A 22,419-nucleotide genomic window follows, 5' to 3' on the forward strand; every position below is an offset into this window, starting at 1 on the left:
GCCAGCGGCTGCTAGAACTTGATGGCGAGATCGGCCCGCACCCCGTGATCGTGAGCGGCCGAAGCGATCTGCCCCTGATAGGAGATGCCAAGCGTTGCCGTCGGTGAGACGGAAAAGTCGAAACCGGCCTCTATGAGGGCGCTGTCGCGCGCGATCGGTGCGCCGGCGACCGAAAAGGCGTCGCTGCCGGAAAACGCCTGGGAAACCGCCGGCGTGACGTCGCCATACGCGTGTCGCCAACCAATGACGCCCCGGGCGGTAGCCTTTGCCGTTCCAAGGTCGAAATCGGTCGCCAACCGCAGGCCGAGCGTGGTGAAGGTCATGTCGTCCGAGCCGCCGCGTATGGATAGGGCCGCTGCGCCGCCCTTCTCCGTGAAGCTGTCGGTCTGCACGTTGACATAGGCGAGATTGGCAAAGGGCTCGAAGGAAAGACTGCCCGCCTGCATGCCATAGCCGAGTTCGCCGAACGCCTGGGTGGTGCCGGCACGGTAGTCGGCGGTCAGGCTGTCGACCAGCACCGGCGAGATCACATTGCGGCTGCTGTCGATATTGCTCCACGTATAGGCAAGGCCCGAGCGGAACGACAGGGCGCCCCACTGCGTGCCGCCATAGATGCCGAGATGATAGTTGTCGCTGGAAGTCGACGAACGGCGGTCGTCCACCTTGAAGCTCGACGAACTGTAGCCGGCGAGGAAGCCTAGCCTCCAGTCATCGTTGACGAGCCCGTCGAGACCGGCGACGAAGCCGCCGGTGGAACGCGATAGCGCGGCGGCGTTGCCGTCACCATCCGTATGGCCCCAGGCGCCGAAGGCGGAACCCCAGGCGCCGTAACGTTCCGCTGCCGCGATAGACCCGGTGGTGAGATCGTCCGCTGCCACGATCGGCAGCGCCTTCGCGCCGACGGTCTCGAAGGCCGAGCGCAGCCGGTCGTTCATCCGGTTGCCGATGACCTGGCTGTTTTCGATCAGGCCTGTCACGGTCGAGCCGTAGACTTCGCCGGGCAGCTGGCCGAAAAGATCGGAGGCGGTGCCGGCGTCAAGGGTCACCGCGAGATCATGCAGGGATCGGCCGAGGCCGAGGCGCTCGATCGCCCGAGCCGCGGCTGCCCCGTTTGGAGTTGCCGCCATATCGGCAAAGGTCACGTCGTTGCGGGCGACATCGAGATAGACGGTGGTCGGATCGTAGGCCAGTGAGAGATCGAGGAACGCGTAGCAGCCACAATCATCCTCGAAACGCCCGGTGACGCCGCCCGCTGCGGAAAGGATGGTATGGCGGCCATCACCCCGGTAGTTTTCGGGCCTGACGCTGACATCGACCATGCCGGCAATGTCCGCAGTGCCGGCGACGTCGAGCCGACTGGTGCCGTCGGGTGCATCGAGATTGACGAGGAACCAGGCGTCGCTTGACTGGCGAAAGTTGCCGTCCACGGTCAGAGCGCCGCCTTGTCCGCCCCAGCCCGGATAGATCGCACCACCATTGTCGATGTTGCCGCGGATGATGCCGTCGCCCGAAAGCGTGCCGTTTTTATCGATAACGGTGTTGGAGGCGATACTGCCGGAAAGTGCCAGAATGCCGCCATCGATGCGCGTGCCGCCGCCATATGTGCTGTTCCCGTGCAGCATCAGCACGCCATCGCCTGATTTGATCAGGCCACCTTGTCCCGTGATGTCGTTCGACCAACTGCTCTGCCCGTCGGGGACGTCCGCGTGAAAATCGCCCCAGTCGAACTTGCCCGGGCCACGCACCGCTCTGCCGGCGCTGACGAGGCCATAGCCGAAGATTGCATCAACGCCCGGATCACCGAAGTCGGTCGCCGTCCCCAACAAGACCTGCCGCACCTGGTGCATCGTCATGTAAGGGAAAGCCTGTGCAACCAAGGCTGCCGTGCCCGCGACAAAAGGGGCCGCAAGCGACGTGCCGGTTTCTCTTGAGTAGCCGCCGCCGGGCGTTGCAACCATGATGTTGTTTTCCGGGTTGGCCCATACCCATTCGCCTTTCTCTTCATCCCATCGATCGACATCGTCGCCCCCAGGTGCCGCGAGGCACCAATTCATGCTGACACCGCATCGGTTTGACCAATTGGCTATGCGCGAGGGGCTGGTCGCAACGACGGCGAGAAACCCTGACTCCAGATCTGGAAACAGGTATGGCGCGCCCGCCAACAACGAAGACTCTGTTCCGCCAGCATTACCGCTTGCAAAGATCAGCAGCGCCCCCTCAGATACCGCGTAGCGATAGGCGGAGAGATTGCCCGGCATTTCTGCTTCAAACTGTTCGGCAGACAATTCGCCTGCGAACCCACCGCCATAGCTGTTGTTGATGATCCGTACGCCCTGATCTACCAGCGCCCGGATGCCGTAATTGGTCGCATCGAAATCGACATAGCCCGGCCTGTCCGACGCCCCCACGGCGACGATGGTTGCGCCAGGGGCGATACCATGCATGCCGACCCCGTCGCGATTGGCGGCAATGACAGACGAAACCATGGTGCCGTGACCCTCGGCGACCGAATTCCACGGCTTGTCCGGGTTGAAGGTAATGCCTTCCGCATAACGCCCGGCAAATTCCGGATGCGTGATGTCGAGGCCGCTGTCGACCACGCCGACCTTGATGCCGCTGCCGTCGAGGCCAAGCATGTAGGCATATTCGGCGTGTATTGCCGCAAGCCCCCACTGCGCCTTGAATTCGGGCGTGCGCCAGGTATCCGGATCGCTGGGGTCGCCGACATCCTGTGCGAGCGCAAATTGCGACATTGCGGACGACAGCAGGAGCGTGGCGAGGTGGATGGCGGTACGGCAGTTCTTCTTCAAGGCAGGTCCCCGTGGGCCGGCGACGTGGCGCGGGGGCGCAAGACGTTGAAAGGACATGGAATTCACGACGCGGGCCGCGCAAAACTATCCTTTGCAACCGGCAGGCGAAATACGGCAGTTGCCGTATTTCGTGTCGAACTGTTGATCACATGGCAGGGAATGGTCTGTCGAGCTTGTTGATCGTGACGGCACGCGGTGTCGGGATCGTCCGGTGTCGTGACGCGCGGTCCGTTGCGCCCGTGATGGATGCCGTCAACAAGCCTTTGCGCGTCACTACGCCCAGCGACTCCGCGAGATTGGTCGAAGGTCAGAAAGGGCGGTGGATCTGCTCCACCGCCCCTTTTTCTTGGCTATTGCGCCGGCTGGCTCTCTGCCGGCAACACGGCCGCCGGTGAGCCGGCGGCGGGCTGCACGGTGCTTTCGGCCGGCGGGACCGGCGAGCGCGTGCGCAGCGTTTCGGCGCGATGGCGGCCGACCGAGACCCAGAACAGCGCGACGAGGGCTGCGACCGTCACGGTGACGGTGACGTAGCGGATCCAGGTCGGGGCATGGCCGCCGGGGTCGATGTGCTTCTCGTCGATCTCGCGCTTGCGGGTGATCGCGGCCGAGTAGAAGACGATCGTCGAGATCACGAAGATCAGCGACCAGCGCGTCTGTTCGCCGTCCGACCCGATGAGGGCCACCAGGCTGTAGATCGCCGCCGCCAAGCCAATGATGACGTACCAGTTGTAGGTGCTTGCCGGCATCTTCTTGTAGCCGAGCACCTTGATGGAGATTGCCGAGTAGATATAGGGCAGAAGCGTCATGATCACCGCGATCGAGGCGATCTTGCCGAACTGTTCGCTTGCCGTCGGCGACATCGTCGCAAAGACCTGAACCGTCATGATCACCGCGACGATCGCAAGGCCGGCCGAGGGAACGCCCTTGGAGTTGACCTTGGCGAAGATCGAGCCGAAGAGCCCGTCATCGGCCGCAGCCTTGGCGGTCTGGCCGACGAGCAGCGTCCAGCCGGCAAGCGAGCCTAGGCAGCCGAGGGCTGCGCAGATCGCAACGACGGCACCGGCCGTATCGCCGAGCGCCAGGCGCGCGGCATCGGCAAAGGGCGCCGAGGAAGCGATCAGCTCCTTGTTCGGGATCATGCCCATGATGACGGTCGACGACAGGATATAGGCGACGGCGGCGAGAATGACGCCGCCAACGGTGGCGATCGGCACGTTGCGCTGCGGGTCACGCACGACGCCCGCCGAGACCGAGGCGCTTTCGACCCCGATGAAGGCCCAGAGGGTGAAGTTGAGCGTTGCCATGATCGCTGCCCAGCTGTCCTTGCCCGACACGTTCCACCCTTCGGAGAAGGTCGCCGGCGAGAACCAGAACCAGCCGAAGATCGCCATGCCGAGGATCGGCACTAGCGCGAAGGAGGTGGTGAAGGACTGCAGCCTGCCGACGACGTTCGGCCCGAGGATGTTGGCATAGGTGAAGAACCAGATCAGCGCCACCTGCGCCAGCGCCGACACGAGAGGGTCGCGCAGCATCGGAAAGAAGGCGGTGAGGTAACCGAGACCGGCGACCGCCAGGCCGACATTGCCGACGACGTTGGCGAGCCAGTAGATGAGGTTGGTCTGGTAACCCATGTAGTCGCCGAAGGCCTTGCGCGTATAGGCGTAGGGCCCGCCGGCGGCGGGGTCGATCGCGGCCAGCTTGGCGAAGGTCAGCGCCAGCGCGATGGCGCCGGCAATGGTGATCAGCCATCCGAAGACGGCGATGGATCCGACCGCGGCAAGGTTCGCCGGCAGCATGAAGACGCCGGAGCCCATCATGTTGCCCGCGACCATCAAGGTCGCGGGCACGAGGCCGATCTTGGCGGATTCCGCGACGCCCGCGGATGTGGGTTTGGAAGCACTATCGACAGCAGCCATGTTCGTCGCTCCTGAAGCCGGTTCAACGGGTCAAGACATAGACGCGGTAAAGGCCGTCCTCGACCTCCACCCCGTGCGTGTCATGGGTGAAACCGGGGAACCGGAGGTCATAGGCCTCGAGCGCCTTGAGATAACCGAGGACCGGACCATCGGCCGGCCCAGCGTTTTCGCCCGGCATCAGCAGCGGAATGCCCGGCGGATAGGGCACAACGCCTGTTGCGACCGTGCGGCCGGCCAGATGGTCGAGCGTCACCTGTTCCACCTCGCCGCGCACCAGCCGCTCATAGGCGCGCACCGGGCTCAGGTCCGGATGCGGCAGCACGGAGAAACCGGCAGCCATGGAGGCCGTGGTCTTCAACTGGTCCATCGCCGAGAACATCGTGTCGGCAAGATCCTTGAGGCCCATGCCGGCGTAGCGCTCCGGGTGGTCCTCGATCAGCGACGGGATCGCCACTTCGAGGGTGAGGTTGGCGTCGTAGTCGCGCTTGAAGTCGCAAAGCGCGCTGACGAGCGAGCCCCATTTGCCCTTGGTGATGCCGAGCGAGAAGAGGAACAGGATGGTGAAGTCGGTCGTCTTCTCGACGACGATGCCGCGGGCATCGAGATAGGCGGTGACGAGGCTTGCGGGAATGCCGACCGGCATCAGCCCGCCGCCGGGTGCAACACCCGGCGTGACGATCGAGACCTTGATCGGGTCGAGCATGCAATAGCCGTCCTCGATCTCGCCGAATCCGTGCCATGCGGCTCCCGGCTTCAGCACCCAGCAGGACGGATCGGTCGCAAGCGATTCCGGCGAAGCTTCGTGGAAAGGGCTGGTGCGGCCGGTCTTCGGGTCGCGCACCGTGTCCGGCTGCCAGCAATCGAAGAACCAGTCACCGCGCTCGGCCGCGTCGTTGGCAAGCCGCGACATCATCAGGCGGAAGGAGATCGCTTCTTCGATCGATTCATTGGTGAGCGCCGCTCCGCCGGGGCCGTCCATCATCGCAGCCGAAACGTCGTTCGAGGCGATGATCGCGTAGTTCGGCGAGGTCGAGGCGTGCATCATGAAGGTTTCGTTGAAAATGCCATGCGGGATCGGCTTCCTTCCGTCGCGCACATGGATGAAGGAGGCCTGCGAAAGGGCGGCCAAAAGCTTGTGCGTCGACTGGGTGGCAAAGACCGTCGGCTTGTCGGCCGTATGCGCCTTCGGATCGCCGTGCATGGCGTGGCGGTCGCGATAGATCGGGTTGAAGCGGGCGTAGCCGTACCAGGCTTCGTCGAAATGCAGCCGGTCGACGCTGGCACCGAGCAGTTCCTCGACGCGGGTGACGTTGTAGCAAAGACCGTCATAGGTCGAGTTGGTGATGATCGCGTGCTTCGGCTCCTTGTCCGAGAGGTCGGCGGCAAGCGGGTTCTGGTCGATCGCCTTGCGGATCGCGACCGCCGTCAGCCGTTCCGGAGGGATCGGCCCGATGATGCCGTAGTGGTTCCGGGTCGGCACCAGATAGGTCGGCACGGCGCCCGACATGGTCATCGCGTGTTCGGCCGATTTGTGGCAATTGCGGTCGCAGAGCGCGATCTGGTCGCGGCTGACGCTCGCCATCAGGATGACGCGGTTGGATGTCGAGGAGCCGTTGGTGACGTGGTAGCTGCGGTGCGAGCCGAAGACGCGGGCGGCATATTTTTCGCTGGCGCCGATCGGGCCGGAATGGTCGAGCAGCGACCCAAGTTCGCCGACCGAAATCGACAGGTCCGAGCGCAGCAGCGGCTCGCCGAAGAACTCGAAGAAGGCGCGTCCGGGCGGGGACTTCAGGAACCCGGTACCACCGGTGTGGCCCGGCGTGTGCCAGGAATATTCATGCACCTGCGAGAACTGCGCGAGCGCCTTGAACATCGGCGGCAGCACGGTGGAACGATAGCGCTCGATTGCCGCCTGGATGCGCCCGCCGACGAAGTCCATCGTGTCTTCGAGCATCCAGACGAAGTCGTCGACCTTCGCCATGATGTCGGCGGGCACCGACGAGGCGACGCTGCGGTCGGCAAGGAGCAGCAGTGGAACGGTGCCGTTGCGCTTGCGCAACGCCTCGACGACGCCGATCGATTGTTCGTGACCGTCCGGCCCGAGGTCCCAGTCGACCAGCACGCATTGGAGAGCGGGATCGGACCTGATCACGGCGATACCGTCGTCGGCGCTTTCGGCGGTCACCACCTCGATCTGGCGGCGCTCGAGTTCCGCGATCAGCGAGCGAACGGCGCGGCCGGCAGCACTTTCCTCGCTGATCTCGTCGTCAAGAACGAGTGCTTTCATGCCGAGGCGGCGGTGACCCCTGTTTGACGTGCTCATATCCAATCCTCTCCATAGTTTGGTGCTAGGTGCGGGTGGGGGTATTTCGAAGTGTCAGCTGGTGGACGGCTCCTTCCTCTCGACTGACAGGTAAACCGGCAGTGCCACGAGCAGCAGCAGCAGGCACCAGAGGCCCGCCTGAGGTCCACTGCCGTACACCGTCCAAAGGGAAAAGACGAAAGCGACCAGCGCATAGGGCTTGTAAGGGCCGATGCGGATGCCGGCCCACTCCGCGTCGCGCGGACGCGCGAGCGCCAGGAAAAGCGCGCCCTCGACGAGACTGCAGAAGACGTAGGGCACCATGGCCGCCGTGGTCGAAAGATCGACGGCGAAGCGATAAACAGCCATCAGCCCGGAGACACCCGAGGTCTGCAGCACCAGCAGTGCCGAGGCGAGCAGCATCGACACGACGATGCCCCACTGAGGGACGCCGCGGCTCGACAGGCGGCCGAAAACCGGCGGGAACAGGCCGTCGCGCGCCGCCGCCATTGGCACCTGCGCCATCAGCAGCGTCCAGCCGTTGAGCGCGCCGATCGACGAAAGCACGACCGCGGCAGCCACGAGCGTGCTTCCCCACCAGCCCCACATCATGAAGGCCGCATCGGAAAAGGGGGCGGCAGAACGGGCAAGGGCCTCGCGCGGAACCGTGCCCATCACCACGAGCGTGCCGAGGATGAAAACCAGGCCGCAGCAGAGCGTGCCGAGCACCGTCGCCCGCGGGATCGTGCGCTTCGGATCGTCGACATCGCCGGCCGGGACGGTGGCAGACTCGATGCCGAGAAAGGCGAACATCGTCAGCGGGGCGGTCGCCGAGATCAGCCCCAGGACGGAAAGCCCGCTCGGGTTGACGGGTGTGAGATTCTGCGGCTCGATCCAGAAGAGGCCGATAAGGGCGATGGCGATGAAGGGAACGAGCTTCAGCCCGACGGTGACGATCTGGAAGCGGCCGGCGCTCTTGACGCCGAACATGTTGATGGCGGCGACCAGCCACATGGCGGCAAGCGAAACCGCGGTGAACCCGCCTGGCACATGCTGAAGGTTCGGGAAGAAGACGGCGAGATAACCTGCGAAGGCCATGGCGATCGCCGGCAGCGACGCCCAGATCGATATCCAGTAGGCCCAGGCGACGAGGAAGCCGGCAAACGGCCCGAAAGCCATGCGGCTGTAGGCGTAGGGGCCGCCGGTCGCGGGCCTGACGCTGGCAAGCCGGGCAAAGACCAGTCCGAGGCACATGGCGGCAATGGCCATGCCGACCCAGCCCACGAGCGCTGCGGCACCATAGGGGGCGAGCGCTGCAGGCGACAGGTAGAAACCGGAGCCGATGATGTTGCCGACGACGAGCGCCGAGCAGGCCCAGATGCCGAGGCTCGGGCGAACGTCCGTCCCTGCGGACGTCATTTGCGGAGAATTGCCGGCGGTTGCATCAAGCGGCTTCATCATCGAGTGCCGTCGTTCCAAATGCCAAGGACGAGGCGAACTTATGAACTGTTTCTTATGGTTGCAACTGCTTTATTTCACTCCACTATCAGTCGCCGCATGCGCCGACGCGGTGCTTCTGCAAGATCGGTTTTGACCGCCGCTCGTGACGAGCCTCCACGATCGCCGGCGTTGCAGGCTTCTCATGAAACTATTCCATTTTTGCGATGCCGTTTCGCCGCCGGGGGATGTAGGTTGCCCTGCGACGAAATGCCTGCTTCGCGAACGGGCCGATGGACGGGAAAACGACGAAAAAATGACAAATATCAAGCGCTTGCGCCTTCGGGATCTTGGCTTCCGACCAGGTGTCTACGAGCCGGGTCCGCTCAACGCGATCACCGATGTCCCGGGCGTTGCCGTCGGCCATGCCACCGTTGTCGATGCGGACCGCATCCGCACCGGGGCGACCGCCATCCTGCCGCATGAAGGCAACCTCTTTCAGGACAAGGTGCCGGCCGGCTTCGCCGTGCTCAACGGCTTCGGCAAGTTTGCGGGTTCCACCCAGATCGACGAGCTTGGCGAGCTGGAAACGCCCGTCGTTCTCACCAACACGCTGGCGACAGGACGCGCTATCGAGGCGGTCATACGCTGGACGCTGGCGCAGCCGGGCAACGAGAAGGTGGTGTCGCTGAACGCGGTCGTCGGTGAGACAAACGATTCCCGCCTCAACGACATCCGCGCCGGCCGTCCGACGGTCGACGAGATCGGCGCTGCCCTGGCCGCTGCGAAGACCGGTTCCGTCGAAGAGGGGGCTGTCGGCGCCGGAACCGGCACGGTGGCCTTCGGGATGAAGGGTGGCATCGGCACGAGTTCGCGCCTTGTGAAGGCGGCCGGCTCGGTCTTTACGCTCGGCGTGCTCGTCCAATCCAATTATGGCGGCCGGCTCACCGTCTGCGGCCGTGCCTACGAGGCGTCGGCGGCACACGACCGGGACGGCTCGATCGTCATCGTGGTTGCAACCGATGCGCCGCTTTCTGCCCGCAATCTCAAGCGCCTGGCCGAACGCGCCTTTGGCGGTCTTGCCCGCACCGGGGCGGCACTCAGCAACGGTTCCGGCGACTATGCGCTTGCCTTCTCGACTGCGGCTAGAGTGCGCCGCACCAAGGCGCGGCGAGCCGCGATCGCCGACTATCCCGACCTTCCGAACGACCTGATGTCGCCGCTCTTTGAAGCCGCGATCGAGACGACCGAGGAGGCGATCCTCAATTCTCTGACGATGGCGTGCACGACGTACGGCTTCAACGCCGCGTACGGCAAGCCGAGCACGGTCGAGGCGATCTCGCTCGAACGGCTTCGCGCGCTCGACGAACACTGATTTTGCGCCTCTGGATCGCGTCCGGTATTGCGGTCCATGCGCTTCTGCCAAACCAATTCCCACGGAGCCCCCATGTCCCAGCCGTCCATCCGCACCGTCTATCTCAACGGCGAGTTTTTGCCGGAGAACGAAGCGCGCCTCTCGATCTTCGACCGCGGTTTCCTCTTCGGCGATGGAATCTACGAGGTTACCGCCGTGCTCGAAGGCAAGCTGATCGACAGCGCCTCGCATATGGCGCGCCTGGAGCGCTGCGCGCGTGAAATCGATGTGCCGTTGCCGGTATCGACCGACGAGATCGTCGCGATCGAGAAGCGGCTGATTGAAGAGAACGGCCTTGTCGAAGGCATGGTCTATCTGCAACTCACCCGGGGCGCCGAGGACCGGAACTTTCTGTTCTCCGAGGATATCAAGCCGACGCTGGTGCTCTTCACCCAGGCAAAGACGCTGGTGACTGCCACCACCAAGGGGCTGTCGGTCAAGACCGTGCCCGACCAGCGCTGGGCGCGCCGCGACATCAAGAGCGTGTGCCTGCTGCCGCAGGTGATCGCCAAGCGGATCGCCAAGGCCGAAGGCTGCGACGAGGCGTGGATGATCGAGGACGGGTTCGTGACCGAAGGCGCATCGTCGACTGCCTACATCGTGACTGCGGACAACCGCATCGTCACGCGCGGCAACAGTCAAAAGACGCTGCCCGGCTGCACCAGGCTCGCCGCTCTGGCGCTCGCCGCCGAACAGGGAATGACGTTGGAAGAACGCCCCTTCACGCTCGAAGAGGCGCTCAACGCCCGCGAAGCGTGTCTCACCAGCGCCTCGAATTTCGTTGCGCCGATCACCCGGATCGACGGCAAGCCTGTCGGCAGCGGTGAGCCAGGCCCGGTGGTCAAGCGCCTGCGCGAACTCTATCTCGAGCACGCGCGGCGAACGGCGATCTAGCTCGACCGTGCGGGCCAGGCTGTCGCTTAGGCGACAGCCTCCAGGTTCTGCCAGACGCGACCGACCACTGGGCGGCGGTTCTCCTTGGCGCGGTAGAGCCGGATCTCGACGCTCACCTCCCAGCGCGGGTCGGCGGCCCTGACCAGCGCGCCGGTCGCCAGTTCGTCCGTCATCAGGCTCTCGGGCACCCAGGCGATGCCCCAGCCAGCTTCCGCCATGGCCTTCAAGCCTACCGACATGCTGCCTTCGTGCACCCTTTGCGCCGGCGGCAGTGTGGGGCCGATCAGGTCGTCGAGAAGCTGACCGAAGAAGGACGACTTTTCGTAGCGCAGATGCGGGAAAGGTTTCGTGCCGCCTTCCAGCCGGTGTAGCGGCGCACCCGCTTCATTCGCTGCCGAAACGGGGATGATGCGTTCGTGCCCGAGCACACGATGTTCGAAGGCCTGCGGGTCGAGCAGGTGCGGTACCTGGGTATGGGCGTAGGTGAGCAGGAAGTCGCATTCGCCGTCGACGAGCGAATTGAGGTTTTCCTCCATGCTGCCGGAATCGGGGCGAAGTCGGGAGAAGAGCGGCCCGCTCCGGGCGTTGACCCGTGTCATCCACGCGGGAAAGAAGGTGAAGGAGAGCGTGTGCAGCGCCGTCAGCTTGATGGTGCGGGCGTCGGAGCCTTCCTCCTGCTGCAGATTGCGCCGTGCCTGGTAGAGCTGTTTCAGAGTCTCCTGCGCCACCGGCACGAATTTCGATCCCGCCTCGGTCAGGCGCGAAGGATAGGTCGCGCGGTCGACGAGCGTCGTGCCGAGCCAGGCCTCCAACTGTCGGATGCGCCGGCTGAAGGCGGATTGGGTGACATGGCGCTCGTCCGCCGCCTTTGAGAAGTTCAGCGTGCTGGCGAGCGCCAGAAAGTCCTCAAGCCATTTGATTTCCACGGGCATGCGCTCCTGAAGTCCGGCCCGTCATTCGCCGGCGACCGGCCTTCTTTTGAGGCAGCGCCCGCGCGCCATCAAGAAAAATCAGGCGCGGCGGCGATATTCGATCATCCGCGCACGGCTCGTCACCAGTTCGAGGTGATCGGGTCCAAGGAGATGCAGGCAGATGCGCTTGACCCAGGGCCCATCGCTCAAGGTGAACAGGAAGCGACCGTTGCCGAGCGGAGTGAGCTTCATGGTCCGACGGACGGGACCGACGCCCATCAATACCGCACCGTTCTCGATCGTGAACTCCGCGCCTTCGTCCGAGCACCAGATCCCGGAAAGCGATGCCGGCAGCGGCTCGGCCGTTGCGGCCGGAAGGAAGCGTCGCGCGGCATGCCCGACCTCTCCGACAAGGGCGGCGCCGTCGCGGCGCAGTCGCAGGGGCGATGAGGCGGAGCGCGACGAGACCCAGCCGTCGCCGTCGTCATAGAGCGTCTCGTCCGCATCGAGATAGGTGCAGGTGCTGCCCTTGACCTCGATCCACCAGGGGCCGGTTTCCGTTACATAGAAACCGTCGCCGAGGTCAGCCGAGGGATCCGGCAGTGCGAGCCTGGTGAGCGCCGCCATGCTTTCGAGCGCGATCTTGTAGCCGTTGGTGTCCTCACGGTTGGAGACGACGACGAAGCCGGCGCGTGTTTCGGGATCGAGCAGGAAATAGGTCTTGTAGCCGGGATGCGAGCCGCCATGGCCGACGAAGTCGCGGCCGCCGAGCGACGAATTGCGCAGGCCGAGACCATAGCCCGTCGAGCGTCCGTCGGCGAGGTATCGGGGTGCCTGCAATTTTTGCAAAAGACCGGCGAAGCGACCTTCATGATCGAGCAGGGCCTGCAGCCAGGTGGCAAGCGACCGGGCGCTGCCGGTCAGGCTGCCCGAGGCGGAAATGTGCAGGCCGGCGGCCGAAAGCTGCCAGCTTTCGCCCGAATGCCAGTAGCCGGGAACGAGGCCTTTCACCGGGTCGTTCCAGACATCCGGCGCCTTCAGCGCGATGCCAAGCGGGCCCGCGATTTCCCGTTGGATGAAAGCGTCGAAGCGGAAACCCCGCCGCTCCAAAGCCGCTTCGATAAGGCGATAGCCTGTGTTGGAGTAGGAAACCTCGGTGCCGGCATCAAAGTTCAGCCGCTCCAGGCGTGAGAGGTATTCGAGGAGTGGGCCGGCCGTCGTCTCCGTGTAGACCGAGAGGCCGAGCAGCGACAGGCATTCGCGGGTATCCGGCAGGCCGCCCGTCATGTCGAGCGCCTGCCCGACCGTTACGTCCGCGAGCGGCGAGCGCAGTTCCGGAAGGTGTTGGCCGAGCGGATCGTCGAGGCCGATGAGATCGGCATGCGCCAGCACCATCGCTGAGAACACGTGCTTGGTGAGCGACGCATAGCGCACGACGCTGTCGACCGTGAAGGGTGCGGATGTCGCAAGGCTCTCGACGCCAGCCGTATGCGAAAAGCAGATGCCGGATGCGTCGAAGCCGATGACCGCGCCGCCCGGCTCGTCCGCCGCCCATTGTGCGGTCAGGCGTCCCGCCGCCGCTTCGGCGGCCTGCCAATCGAGCGTTGCCCGGTTCGTCATGTCCATTCTCCAATCCTGACCGCGGCGGTTTCCCGCGCGTATTCCCGACTAAGCACGACAGTACCTTGTGCTGCCAATTCCGATTCCGGCAGGGGCTATGCACGGTTTGCATTTGCCCGGTCTGCCTGCATCGGGTTAGGGCAGCGGGGAAAAAGGGTGCGGTTCCCGCACCCAATGTCTATGGTCCGTCGGCGACTATCCATGAGTCGCGCTTGAGACAACAGGTTGAGAAGGCGATCCAGAATTGGCGACGCAAGCGAAAATCCCGGTCTTTGACGGACATAACGACGTGCTGTCGCGGCTCTGGCGTTCGCCGGGCGGCGCTGCGGAGCGCCGCTTCCTCGATGGCGTCGATACCGGGCATATCGATCTCGACAAGGCGGCGGCGGGTGGCCTTGCCGGCGGCCTCTGCGCCGTCTACGTCGCCTCGCCCGGCCTTGCCAAGGATGGCAGCGGCGAGTTTGCAACGCCCGATCAACAAAGCGCGCTCGAAGCCACGCTCGGCATGGCGAGCCTGCTGATGCGGATCGAGCGCCAGTCAAAGGGCCGTCTGAAGATCTGCCGCAGTGCTGCCGATATCCGCGCCGCAATGGACACTGGGGCCTTTGCCTCGGTGCTGCACATCGAGGGCATCGAAGCCGTTGGCGCTGACCTCGATGCGCTCTATGTGCTTCACGCCGCGGGTCTGCGCACGCTCGGCCCCGTCTGGAGCCGGCCGAACATTTTTGCCTATGGCGTTCCCTTCCGCTTTCCCTCCTCGCCCGATATCGGTCCAGGCCTCAGCGAGGCCGGCAAGGATCTGGTGCGCGCCTGCAACGAGCTGAAGATCATGCTCGACCTCTCGCATATGAACGAGCAGGGCTTCTGGGACATCGCCGCGCTGTCGCAGGCGCCGCTCGTCGCCTCCCATTCCAACGTGCACGCGCTCTGCCCGCACAGCCGCAACCTGACGGACCGTCAGCTCGACGCGATCAGGGACAGCGGCGGTTTGGCCGGCATCAACTTCGGCGTCCTTTTCCTGCGCGCGGACGGGACCAGGAACACGGATACGCCGCTCTCACTCCTTGTCGACCACATCGACTACATCGTCGAGCGTATCGGTATCGAGCATGTGGCGCTCGGCTCTGACTTCGACGGTACGGCCATCCCGGCGGCCATGCGCAGCGCGGCCGATCTGCCGCTGCTCGTCGACCTGCTGCGCACCCGCGGCTATGACGACGCGGCGCTCGCCAAGATCTGCCACGGCAATTGGATCCGCGTGCTGGAGACGACCTGGGGCGCGTGAGCGCCGGCCGGAGCCACGCAGGCGCTAGGTCCTGGAAGCGATCGGCAGGGCTTCGAGCAGCACGCTGATCGCGCAATCGACAGCGGCCGTGCGTCGATCCCGGGCGAAAAGCCCGTATTGCACGGCAAACGGCTTCGGTACGGCAGACGAAGCGGGTAGCGCCCGCATCGTGCCCGCGCGGATCGCTTCCGGCGGAAGCAAACCAATGCCGAGGCCGTTCTCGATCGCGGCCTGCAGCGCTGTGATGCTCTGGCTGGTAAAAGTGATCCGGTGTTCCCGGCCCTGGTCGGCCAGCGTCTCGATCATGCGTCGGCGCCAGAGGCAGGGTGCGGCGAAGGCAACAAGGTCGATCGGTCGGGTCTCGTCGAAAGCGTAGTCCGTCGCGCAGACCCATTGCAGCTCGACATTCCAGGTGGTGAGGGCGTCGGCGGTGACCACGGAGGTCGGCACGACCATGATATCGAGATCGCCTTCAGGCCAGGTCTTTCCAAGCGCCACGCATTGCTCGACGACAACATCGAGCCGGATCTCCTGGTAGCCGCGCCGCAATCGCCCGAGCGCTTCGGGCAGCGCCGTCGTTGCCACTTCCTCGGCAAGCCCGACCCGCACGCCGCCGCTGAGGTCCGCCTGTCGCAGCCGCGCCGCCGCTTCGTCGCCGAGCGCCAGCATGCGCGTGGCGTATCCGAGGAACAATTCGCCTTCGGGTGTCGGCACGACGCCACGACCGGTGCGGGTGAAAAGTTGCCGGCCGAGAAGATCTTCGAGCCGGCGCATCTGCATGCTGAGCGCCGATTGCGTGCGGCCGGTCTGGGTGGCGACGCGGTTCAGGCTGCCCTGTCGGCAGACCGCGACGAAGCTGCGCAGGAGGTCGATGCTGATCTGATCAGATATCACGATCTTTGAATTCTGTTGTCATTGATATCAGTCTACACGAGGGACTCACGCATGGCTATCTGTCAGATGTGATCAGCGAGGAAGGCGGAGCAGCACCAAGCAGATTGGCATCGACCGTCGCTTGGAGGCTGCCACGGCCAGCCGACCAACCAGAGGACCAGATCCATGAAAGCTATCCGCGTGTATCAGCACGGCGGGCCTGATGTGCTCGCCTATGAAAACGTCGAACGCGGCGAACCCGGCCCCGGCGAAGTGCGGGTGCGTAACCGGGCGATCGGCGTCAACTTCGTCGATATCTATCTGCGCAGCGGCGCCTATCCGCCGCCGCAGCTTCCTTTCATCCCAGGCAAAGAGGGAGCGGGCGAGGTGGTCTCGGTCGGGCCTGGCGTCGAGGGCTTCAAGCCGGGGGACCGCGTCGCCTACGCCGAAGCGCTTGGTGCCTATACGGAGGAGCACAATGTGCCTGCCCGTGTCCTCGTGCATCTGCCTGACGGCATCGATTTCGAGACGGGTGCGGCGATGATGCTGAAGGGCCTGACGGCGCAATATCTGTTGCGTCGCACCTTCCGGGTCGAGGCCGGTCATACCATCCTCGTCCATGCGGCCGCCGGCGGTGTCGGCGTTATCCTGACGCAATGGGCAAAACATCTTGGCGCAAAGATCATTGGCACCGTCGGTTCGCCGGAGAAGGCCGAACTGGCACTGGCCAACGGTGCTGACCACGTGATCGACTACGGCAAGGAGAATTTCGCCGCCCGCGTGCGCGAAATCACCAAAGGCGAGGGGGTCGATGTCGTCTATGACAGCATCGGCAAGGCGACGTTCGAAGGTTCGCTCGACAGCCTTCGGCCGTTCGGTCACTTCGTCAGTTTCGGTGCCGCTTCCGGCCCGATCCCGCCCTTCGACATCACGACGCTGGCGCAGAAGGGGTCGCTTTACGCCACCTGGCCGCTATTGCCCGCGCATCTGGTCCGGCGCGACGACGTGCTGGCGATGAGCAAGGATCTCTTCGCCGTCGTAGCAAGCGGCGCGGTCACAATCCCCGTGCATGCGCGCCTGCCGCTTTCCGAGGCAGCCGAGGCGCATCGCCGGCTCGAAGGACGTCAGACGACGGGTGCCATGGTGCTTCTGCCATAGAGCGCGGGGCGAGCCACTCGACAAACGCGTGACGGCGCCGGTTGCGGCGCCTGTCACTTGTCCTCGGCGATCCCGCTGGCGTCGAGCCGGTTTTCGGCCCGGGTCACGGCAAGGCTGTCGGCAGGGCTTCCGGAGGGGGCGCCGTCGCCGAAGACGTCCATGGTACAGGTGTGCAGGATCGTGGTCGGCTCGCTGGTGTGGTTCCACATCGTATGGGTGCGCAGCGACGGGAAATGGGCGGAATCGCCAGGCTCCAGAACCATAGCCTCGCCGTCCACTTCCAGCGTCAGTGCTCCCTTCAGAATGAAGAAGATTTCCTCACCCTCATGCGACATCGGTTCGCTGCGATGGCCGGGCGGCTCGTGGATGATGGTGCTTCTGAGCACGTTGCCGGGAAAGGACGCGGAGAGCCGCTCGTAGGAGACGGCCTTGCCGCTTTCTCCGCCGAGCCCATAGACCGGCCGGTGTTCGCGTCGGGTGAACGGCGTTGCCACCTTCGGCGGGTTGAGAAAGCTGCCGGCCTCGACCTTCAAGGTCCGGCAGACGGCGATCAGCGAGGTCAGCGAGGGAACGGTGATGCCGCGCTCGATCTGCGAGATGAAGCCGACGGAAAAACCGGCCTCGTCGGCGACCTCCTGAAGCGTCATCTTCAAGCTCTTTCGCCGCTGACGCAGGCGATCGCCAAGCGACGGCGTTTCTGCCGCGCCGGTCGATGCGCCGCTGGCATGGTCCGCCGTCGTCACTGTCTGTCCCCTTCTCGTCTCTCCTCAAGCTAGGGTGCAGCCCGATTTCCTGTCAATCGTTTTTAGATATCCTAAAAATTTCGAGTGCGCCCGAAACGCCGGTTCGGGGTGAATAGCGCGAGATCGGTCAGTTGCTGCGCGGCTGTTCGACGGTGGCCGCCACGATGCGGCGCACGAACGGAAGGACCACCAACAGGCTCGGGAAGGCGACCAGCCAGGAAAAGGCCCAGGCCTTGATCCACAGTGCGAGAATATCGGGGTGGATGCCGTTGCCGATCGCCGTCGAGACGAAGGAAACGATGCCGGACATCAGGACGGAGAGAACGAGCGGCATGACGATGGTCTGGTATCGGTGCGGAAGCTTCTTTGGCATGAGGTGAACTCCGGGGGAATTGGAAGGGATAGGGTCGCCAGCCTTTAGGCCTGCGCCAGTTCGTGAATGAAACTTTCGAGATTGCGCGGTTCGCGCTGAAGTGCGGCGCGGAGCGTCAGGCTGTTTCCACCGAGGCCGACTTCGGCATAGTGGGCGTGGACCTTGGACAGCAGTTCCAGCTGGTGGTCGGTGTATTTTGCGGCGATTGGCTTTGCCCATTCGTGAAAGCCGATGGTTGCCGCAACGATCGGCCGACTGAGCGCGGCGCTCATCATTTCGGCAATTTCCTCGCGGTTGTGCCGGCCCTCGGCGCTAAGTTCCAGCGTCGCATAGGCGAGGCGGTCTTCCGTGAGCGCGATCGCCGCGACGTCGGCGACATCACGGTAGTCGACGCGGGCGACGCGCGTGGTCGTCGGAAACGGCTCTGCGAAGCTGCCGGTAGCAAGCACACTTGCCCAGGCGGACCGCAGGTTCTGCATGAAGTTTGCCGGATGCAGGATGGTGTATTCGAGCGGTGAGGAATAGAGCGCATCCTCCACCGGGATCTTTGCCGCGTGGTTCTTCAGCCGCACATGGGTCGGCTGGATGACCGAAGAGAAAACGAACTTCCTGACGCCGGCGCGCACGGCCGCTTCGACCATCGATACGCCCATCGCCGCCTCATCGGGTGCGAAGGCCGGGCCGATATGGAAGACGCCGGCAGCACCCTCAAGCGCCTGCTCGAGGCTTGCACGCTCGCGCAGATCGCCGATCGCGATTTCCGCTGCGCCGAGCGATTTCGCAAGCGCGCCCTGCGCTTCGTCGCGGATCAGGGCACGGACTCTGGCGCCGCGCCGCGCCAGTTCCGGAACGACGAGGCCGGCAAAGCGGCCGGTGGCGCCGACGACAAGGATCGTGTTGGAGCGCTGGTTCATGGGGGGGCTGCCTTTCGAGCCGTCGTGATGTGACGATCTCAAGCTAGTGGCGCGCAACAATGCGGACAATCAGCGCAGAATGTGATTTATTCTCCAGCAAAACGGGATTATCGCATGAGCCGCATCGAAGACCTGGAAGCCTTTCTGGCCATCGTCGAGCAGGGGAGCCTGACGGCCGCGGCGAAACGCCTGGAGCGGCCTCTGCAGACCGTCAGCCGGTCGCTCGCCATGCTCGAAGCCGATGTCGGGGTCGAGCTGGTGCATCGAACGACCCGCCGCTCGATGCCGAGCGAGGCGGGTGAGAGCTTCTATCTGCGCGTCAAGCCCGCAGTGGAGCAGATTCACGAAGCGCGGGAGGAGGTGGCACAGCGTCGCTCCGAGCCGTCAGGCGTGCTACGCCTCGGGGCGCCCAGTCTGTTTGCGCCGCGGTTCCTGATGCCTGTGATCGCCGAGTACATGGCGAAATATCCTGAGGTCGAGGTCGATCTCGACCTCTCCGATGCTTTCGTCGACCTCGCCGCAAGCGGGCTCGATCTGGTCGTGCGGATCGGCGATCTCCAGGATTCCGGGCTGACCGGCAAGCGCCTGGGCGCGCTGCGCCGCGTCGTCTTCGGTTCGACCGCCTATTTTGCGCGCTTCGGCCGGCCGGTTCATCCGCAGGAGCTCTCGGCCCATCGTTGCGTCACGCGCACGGGCGACGAGCGACCCGGCGTCTGGATGTTCACCATCGACGGGCGGGCTCGGGCGTTCAAGGTGAGTGGCGCGGTTCGCACCAACTCGATGAACGCGATCTATGCGGCGGTGGAACAGGGGCTCGGCCTCGGTTTTTCGCCGCTCTGGCAGATCAAGGACCTGATCGATGCGGGCAAGGTCGAAACAGTGTTGGAAGACTTCGAGCCTGCTCCGGTGCCGATCCATGCGCTCTGGCTGGAGGGGCGGACCCCATCTGCAAAGATCCGCCGCTTTCTCGATCTGCTCGGAGAACGGTTGAAACTCGACCGGCTCTAGGCGGGCGCAGACCTGCTTGCCTCCACCCGCCTGATCCGTGAAGTCGCCTACTTCGCGAACTTCTTGGCGCCGGCGACGCAGAGCACGATCGCGCCGGTTGCGGCCAGCATGCTCCAGCTGACCGGCTCGCCGAGAAGCGTTGCCGCTAGCGCCAGGCCGAAAAAGGGCTGCAGAAGCTGCAACTGCCCGACGCCGGCGACGCCGCCGAGCGCGAGGCCGCGATACCAGAAGACGAAACCGACGAGCATGCTGAACAGCGAGACATAGGCAAGGCCCGCCCAGGCGCCGTTCGTGACGGTCGCGAAAGAGGCTGGCAGCGTGAACAGTGTCAGCGCCAGCATGATCGGTAAGGACAGGACCAACGCCCAGCAGATCACCTGCCAGCCGCCGAGCTTGCGCGACAGGCTGGCGCCTTCGGCATAGCCGAGGCCGCAGACGATGATGGCGCCGAGCATCAGGAGGTCGCCGATCGGCGAGGCGGCAAAGCCCTGCACCAGCGCAAAGCCGACGACAGCAGCGCTGCCGAGCGAGGAGAAGAGCCAGAAGGCCGGGCGTGGCCGCTCGCCGGCGCGCATGACGCCGAAGATCGCGGTTGCCAGCGGTAGCAGGCCGACAAAGACGATCAGATGCGCCGAGGTGACGTGCTGCAGGGCCAGCGCGGTCAGCAGCGGAAAGCCCAGTACGACGCCGAAGGCGACGATCGCCAGCGAGACGAGGTCGGCCTTCGCCGGGCGCGGCTGGCGGAAGATGAGAAGCAGGACGAGGCCGAGCAGGCCGGCGATCGCCGCGCGCGCCACCGTCAGGAACACCGGGTCGAAATCCATCACCGCAACGCGGGTCGCGGGCAATGATCCACTGAAGATCAGCACTCCGAGAAAACCACTCACCCAACCGTCTGCCGTCTTGTCCATAGCATTCTCCTTTTTTGCCTGTATCGGGCGAATGGGCTGGCCCGGCCAGAGACAATGCGGTACAGTTTTGCAAAACTGTATTGGATGGATGAGCAGTACGGATGACGGTCCAGGATTTGGAAATCGGCAGCGAAACGCTGCTCGAAGGCGTGATGGCGACGATCCGGCAGCGGATCGCCGGGCGTATCCTGACGCCGGGGACGAAGCTTCCGTCGATCCGTGCCTTCGCCAACACCATGCGCGTTTCGAAGTCCACCGTCGTCGAAGCCTATGAGCGGCTGGTGGCCGAAGGCGTCATTCGCTCAAAACCCGGCGCCGGTTTTTTCGTCTCGGCGCCGCTGGCGCCCCTTTCTCTGGCCGAGATCGGTCCGCGGCTCGATCGGGCCGTCGATCCGCTGTGGGTGTCGCGCCAGGCGCTGGAAACGGGCGATAACGTGCTGAAACCCGGCTGCGGCTGGCTGCCGCCGAGCTGGATGCCGGAAACTGCAATCCGCCGTGCGCTCAAATCCGCAACCAAGCTGGAGGCGAGCGGGCTGACGGACTACGGAACGCCGCTCGGTCATAGGCCCCTGCGCCAACTTCTCGCCCGACGCCTCGGCGAACACGGCGTCGAGGCATCGCCCGACCAGATCATCCTGACGGAGTCGGGCACGCAGGCGATCGATATTCTCTGCCGCTTTTTGATCGAGCCAGGCGATACGGTCGTGGTCGACGACCCCTGCTACTTCAATTTCCATGCCCTGCTGCGTGCTCATCGGGCCGACGTGGTGAGCGTGCCCTATACGCCTTCGGGGCCCGATCTCGAGAAATTCGCCGAGGTTCTCGCGACCCACCGGCCGCGGCTCTACATCACCAATTCCGCCCTTCACAATCCGACGGGCGCCACGCTTTCTCCGGTCGTTGCCCATCGGCTGCTGAAGCTGGCCGAACAGGCCGGGCTGACAATCGTCGAGGACGATATCTTCGCCGATTTCGAGCATGCGCCGGCGCCGCGGCTTGCCGCCTTCGACGGGCTCGAGCGTGTCGTGCAGATCGGCAGCTTCTCCAAGACCCTCTCGGCCTCCATCCGCTGCGGCTTCATCGCCGCGCCGCGGGAGTGGATCGAGGGACTGGTCGACCTGAAGATCGCCACCACGTTCGGCGGGCCGAGCCTTTCGGCGGAGCTGGTTTTTGCGATGCTCAAGGACGGCAGCTACCGCAAGCACATGGAGGCACTACGCCAGCGCCTGTCGCGGGCAATGAGCGATACGGCGGCGCGGCTCGCCGAGATCGGCATCACGCCATGGATCGAGCCGCAGGCGGGCATGTTTCTCTGGTGCCGCCTGCCCGAGAGTATCGATGCGGCCGAGGTGGCGCAGAAGGCGCTGCAGCAGGAAATCGTTCTGGCGCCCGGCAACGTCTTTTCCCGCGCCGGCACCGCCAACGGCTTCCTGCGCTTCAATGTTTCCCAATGTGGTGACGCGCGGCTTTTCAAGGTTCTGCCCACGATCATGCGCCAATGCGGGAAGCCGCCGGCCGGCTGAGCGAGCTGTTTATCGCGCCGCTGCACGTTTTGCAGGCAATCGCCGGCGTTTGCCGGCACTTGATCATCTATCGCCGCGCTGTTGACCTGGTTTGCACCGGAGTCAGGCAGGATTTGCCTATTTTTTGTGCGGCCCGCTGCTTCCTTGCGCTGCCGCACCGGTCCGCTGGCGCCGCATCTGTCGCCAATGATCGTTTTATCTCGACTTTCGGCCCTGAATCCGAGTTGGCACGATTAATGCTTCTTAATTGGCATCGGTCGTCGGGTAGCCAATCTGGATTGCCCAACCGCCTTCGGAACCCAGCCATTCCTGGCGTCATGTGAGAGA

The 22,419-nt window shown here is 64.6% G+C and carries 18 protein-coding genes; 7 read left to right on the plus strand and 11 right to left on the minus strand.

Annotated features, from left to right (window positions below; translation table 11 throughout):
- Positions 1–11 precede the first annotated feature (11 nt).
- From OKW20_RS11240 to OKW20_RS11255, 4 genes are all read right to left on the minus strand, one after another.
- Positions 12–2,810: an autotransporter domain-containing protein gene (locus OKW20_RS11240; protein ID WP_429172208.1), complete on the minus strand. Its 2,799-nt coding sequence runs from the start codon at positions 2,808–2,810 to the stop codon at positions 12–14.
- 350 nt (positions 2,811–3,160) lie between these two features.
- The gene (gene adiC, locus OKW20_RS11245) at positions 3,161–4,726 is read right to left on the minus strand and encodes an arginine/agmatine antiporter (protein ID WP_429172210.1); all 1,566 of its coding nucleotides are present in this window, start codon (positions 4,724–4,726) and stop codon (positions 3,161–3,163) included.
- Between the two features lie 22 nt (positions 4,727–4,748).
- Positions 4,749–7,049 carry an Orn/Lys/Arg decarboxylase N-terminal domain-containing protein gene (locus tag OKW20_RS11250; RefSeq protein ID WP_429172212.1) on the minus strand — a complete coding sequence of 767 codons (2,301 nt, stop codon included), beginning with the start codon at positions 7,047–7,049 and terminating at the stop codon, positions 4,749–4,751.
- 54 nt (positions 7,050–7,103) lie between these two features.
- Positions 7,104–8,489, minus strand: coding sequence for an amino acid permease (locus tag OKW20_RS11255; RefSeq protein ID WP_429172213.1), 1,386 nt, complete (start codon positions 8,487–8,489; stop codon positions 7,104–7,106).
- Positions 8,490–8,781: 292 nt separating this feature from the next.
- Between OKW20_RS11255 and OKW20_RS11260 the strand changes: the two genes are divergently transcribed.
- On the plus strand, positions 8,782–9,840 hold the full coding sequence (locus OKW20_RS11260) for a P1 family peptidase (protein WP_429172215.1): 1,059 nt from the start codon (positions 8,782–8,784) through the stop codon (positions 9,838–9,840).
- A 72-nt stretch (positions 9,841–9,912) separates the two neighbouring features.
- Complete coding sequence (locus OKW20_RS11265; RefSeq protein ID WP_043622873.1) at positions 9,913–10,773, plus strand: D-amino-acid transaminase; 861 nt, start codon at positions 9,913–9,915, stop codon at positions 10,771–10,773.
- A gap of 26 nt (positions 10,774–10,799) precedes the next feature.
- Here the strand turns inward: OKW20_RS11265 and OKW20_RS11270 are convergent, their stop codons facing one another.
- Positions 10,800–11,699 carry a LysR family transcriptional regulator gene (locus OKW20_RS11270; RefSeq protein WP_429172217.1) on the minus strand — a complete coding sequence of 300 codons (900 nt, stop codon included), beginning with the start codon at positions 11,697–11,699 and terminating at the stop codon, positions 10,800–10,802.
- A gap of 84 nt (positions 11,700–11,783) precedes the next feature.
- Positions 11,784–13,304, minus strand: coding sequence for a serine hydrolase domain-containing protein (locus OKW20_RS11275; protein ID WP_429172219.1), 1,521 nt, complete (start codon positions 13,302–13,304; stop codon positions 11,784–11,786).
- Between the two features lie 244 nt (positions 13,305–13,548).
- Between OKW20_RS11275 and OKW20_RS11280 the strand changes: the two genes are divergently transcribed.
- Positions 13,549–14,589 (plus strand): dipeptidase, encoded by a 1,041-nt coding sequence (locus OKW20_RS11280; protein WP_192449483.1) that lies wholly within the window; start codon positions 13,549–13,551, stop codon positions 14,587–14,589.
- A 24-nt stretch (positions 14,590–14,613) separates the two neighbouring features.
- Here the strand turns inward: OKW20_RS11280 and OKW20_RS11285 are convergent, their stop codons facing one another.
- Positions 14,614–15,483, minus strand: coding sequence for a LysR substrate-binding domain-containing protein (locus tag OKW20_RS11285; RefSeq protein ID WP_402321502.1), 870 nt, complete (start codon positions 15,481–15,483; stop codon positions 14,614–14,616).
- A 165-nt stretch (positions 15,484–15,648) separates the two neighbouring features.
- Here OKW20_RS11285 and OKW20_RS11290 point away from each other — a divergent pair, with 165 nt between their 5' ends.
- Complete coding sequence (locus tag OKW20_RS11290) at positions 15,649–16,620, plus strand: quinone oxidoreductase family protein (RefSeq protein ID WP_429172222.1); 972 nt, start codon at positions 15,649–15,651, stop codon at positions 16,618–16,620.
- Positions 16,621–16,673: 53 nt separating this feature from the next.
- Here the strand turns inward: OKW20_RS11290 and OKW20_RS11295 are convergent, their stop codons facing one another.
- The 3 genes from OKW20_RS11295 to OKW20_RS11305 form a co-directional block, all read right to left on the minus strand.
- On the minus strand, positions 16,674–17,363 hold the full coding sequence (locus OKW20_RS11295; protein WP_210335958.1) for a helix-turn-helix domain-containing protein: 690 nt from the start codon (positions 17,361–17,363) through the stop codon (positions 16,674–16,676).
- 127 nt (positions 17,364–17,490) lie between these two features.
- Positions 17,491–17,736, minus strand: coding sequence for a DUF2798 domain-containing protein (locus OKW20_RS11300; RefSeq protein ID WP_043622886.1), 246 nt, complete (start codon positions 17,734–17,736; stop codon positions 17,491–17,493).
- Positions 17,737–17,780: 44 nt separating this feature from the next.
- Complete coding sequence (locus OKW20_RS11305) at positions 17,781–18,650, minus strand: NmrA family NAD(P)-binding protein (protein WP_429172223.1); 870 nt, start codon at positions 18,648–18,650, stop codon at positions 17,781–17,783.
- A gap of 114 nt (positions 18,651–18,764) precedes the next feature.
- On the opposite strand from OKW20_RS11305, the gene OKW20_RS11310 reads away from it, so the two are divergent.
- Positions 18,765–19,658 carry a LysR family transcriptional regulator gene (locus OKW20_RS11310; protein WP_429118204.1) on the plus strand — a complete coding sequence of 298 codons (894 nt, stop codon included), beginning with the start codon at positions 18,765–18,767 and terminating at the stop codon, positions 19,656–19,658.
- A 47-nt stretch (positions 19,659–19,705) separates the two neighbouring features.
- On the opposite strand, the gene OKW20_RS11315 is transcribed toward OKW20_RS11310, so the two are convergent.
- Entirely contained in the window at positions 19,706–20,569 is an 864-nt protein-coding gene (locus OKW20_RS11315; protein ID WP_402321515.1) for a DMT family transporter, read from the minus strand.
- 101 nt (positions 20,570–20,670) lie between these two features.
- Between OKW20_RS11315 and OKW20_RS11320 the strand changes: the two genes are divergently transcribed.
- Together OKW20_RS11320 and OKW20_RS11325 are read left to right on the plus strand one after the other, a co-directional pair.
- Positions 20,671–22,092, plus strand: a complete 1,422-nt coding sequence (locus tag OKW20_RS11320) for a PLP-dependent aminotransferase family protein (protein WP_429172225.1) — start codon at positions 20,671–20,673, stop codon at positions 22,090–22,092.
- The gene (locus tag OKW20_RS11325; protein WP_429172227.1) at positions 22,068–22,415 is read left to right on the plus strand and encodes a hypothetical protein; all 348 of its coding nucleotides are present in this window, start codon (positions 22,068–22,070) and stop codon (positions 22,413–22,415) included. Before OKW20_RS11320 ends, OKW20_RS11325 begins: the two co-directional genes overlap by 25 nt.
- Positions 22,416–22,419: the final 4 nt, after the last annotated feature.

The sequence above is a fragment of the Ensifer sp. LBL genome, from assembly GCF_050435225.1.
Lineage (GTDB): Bacteria > Pseudomonadota > Alphaproteobacteria > Rhizobiales > Rhizobiaceae > Ensifer.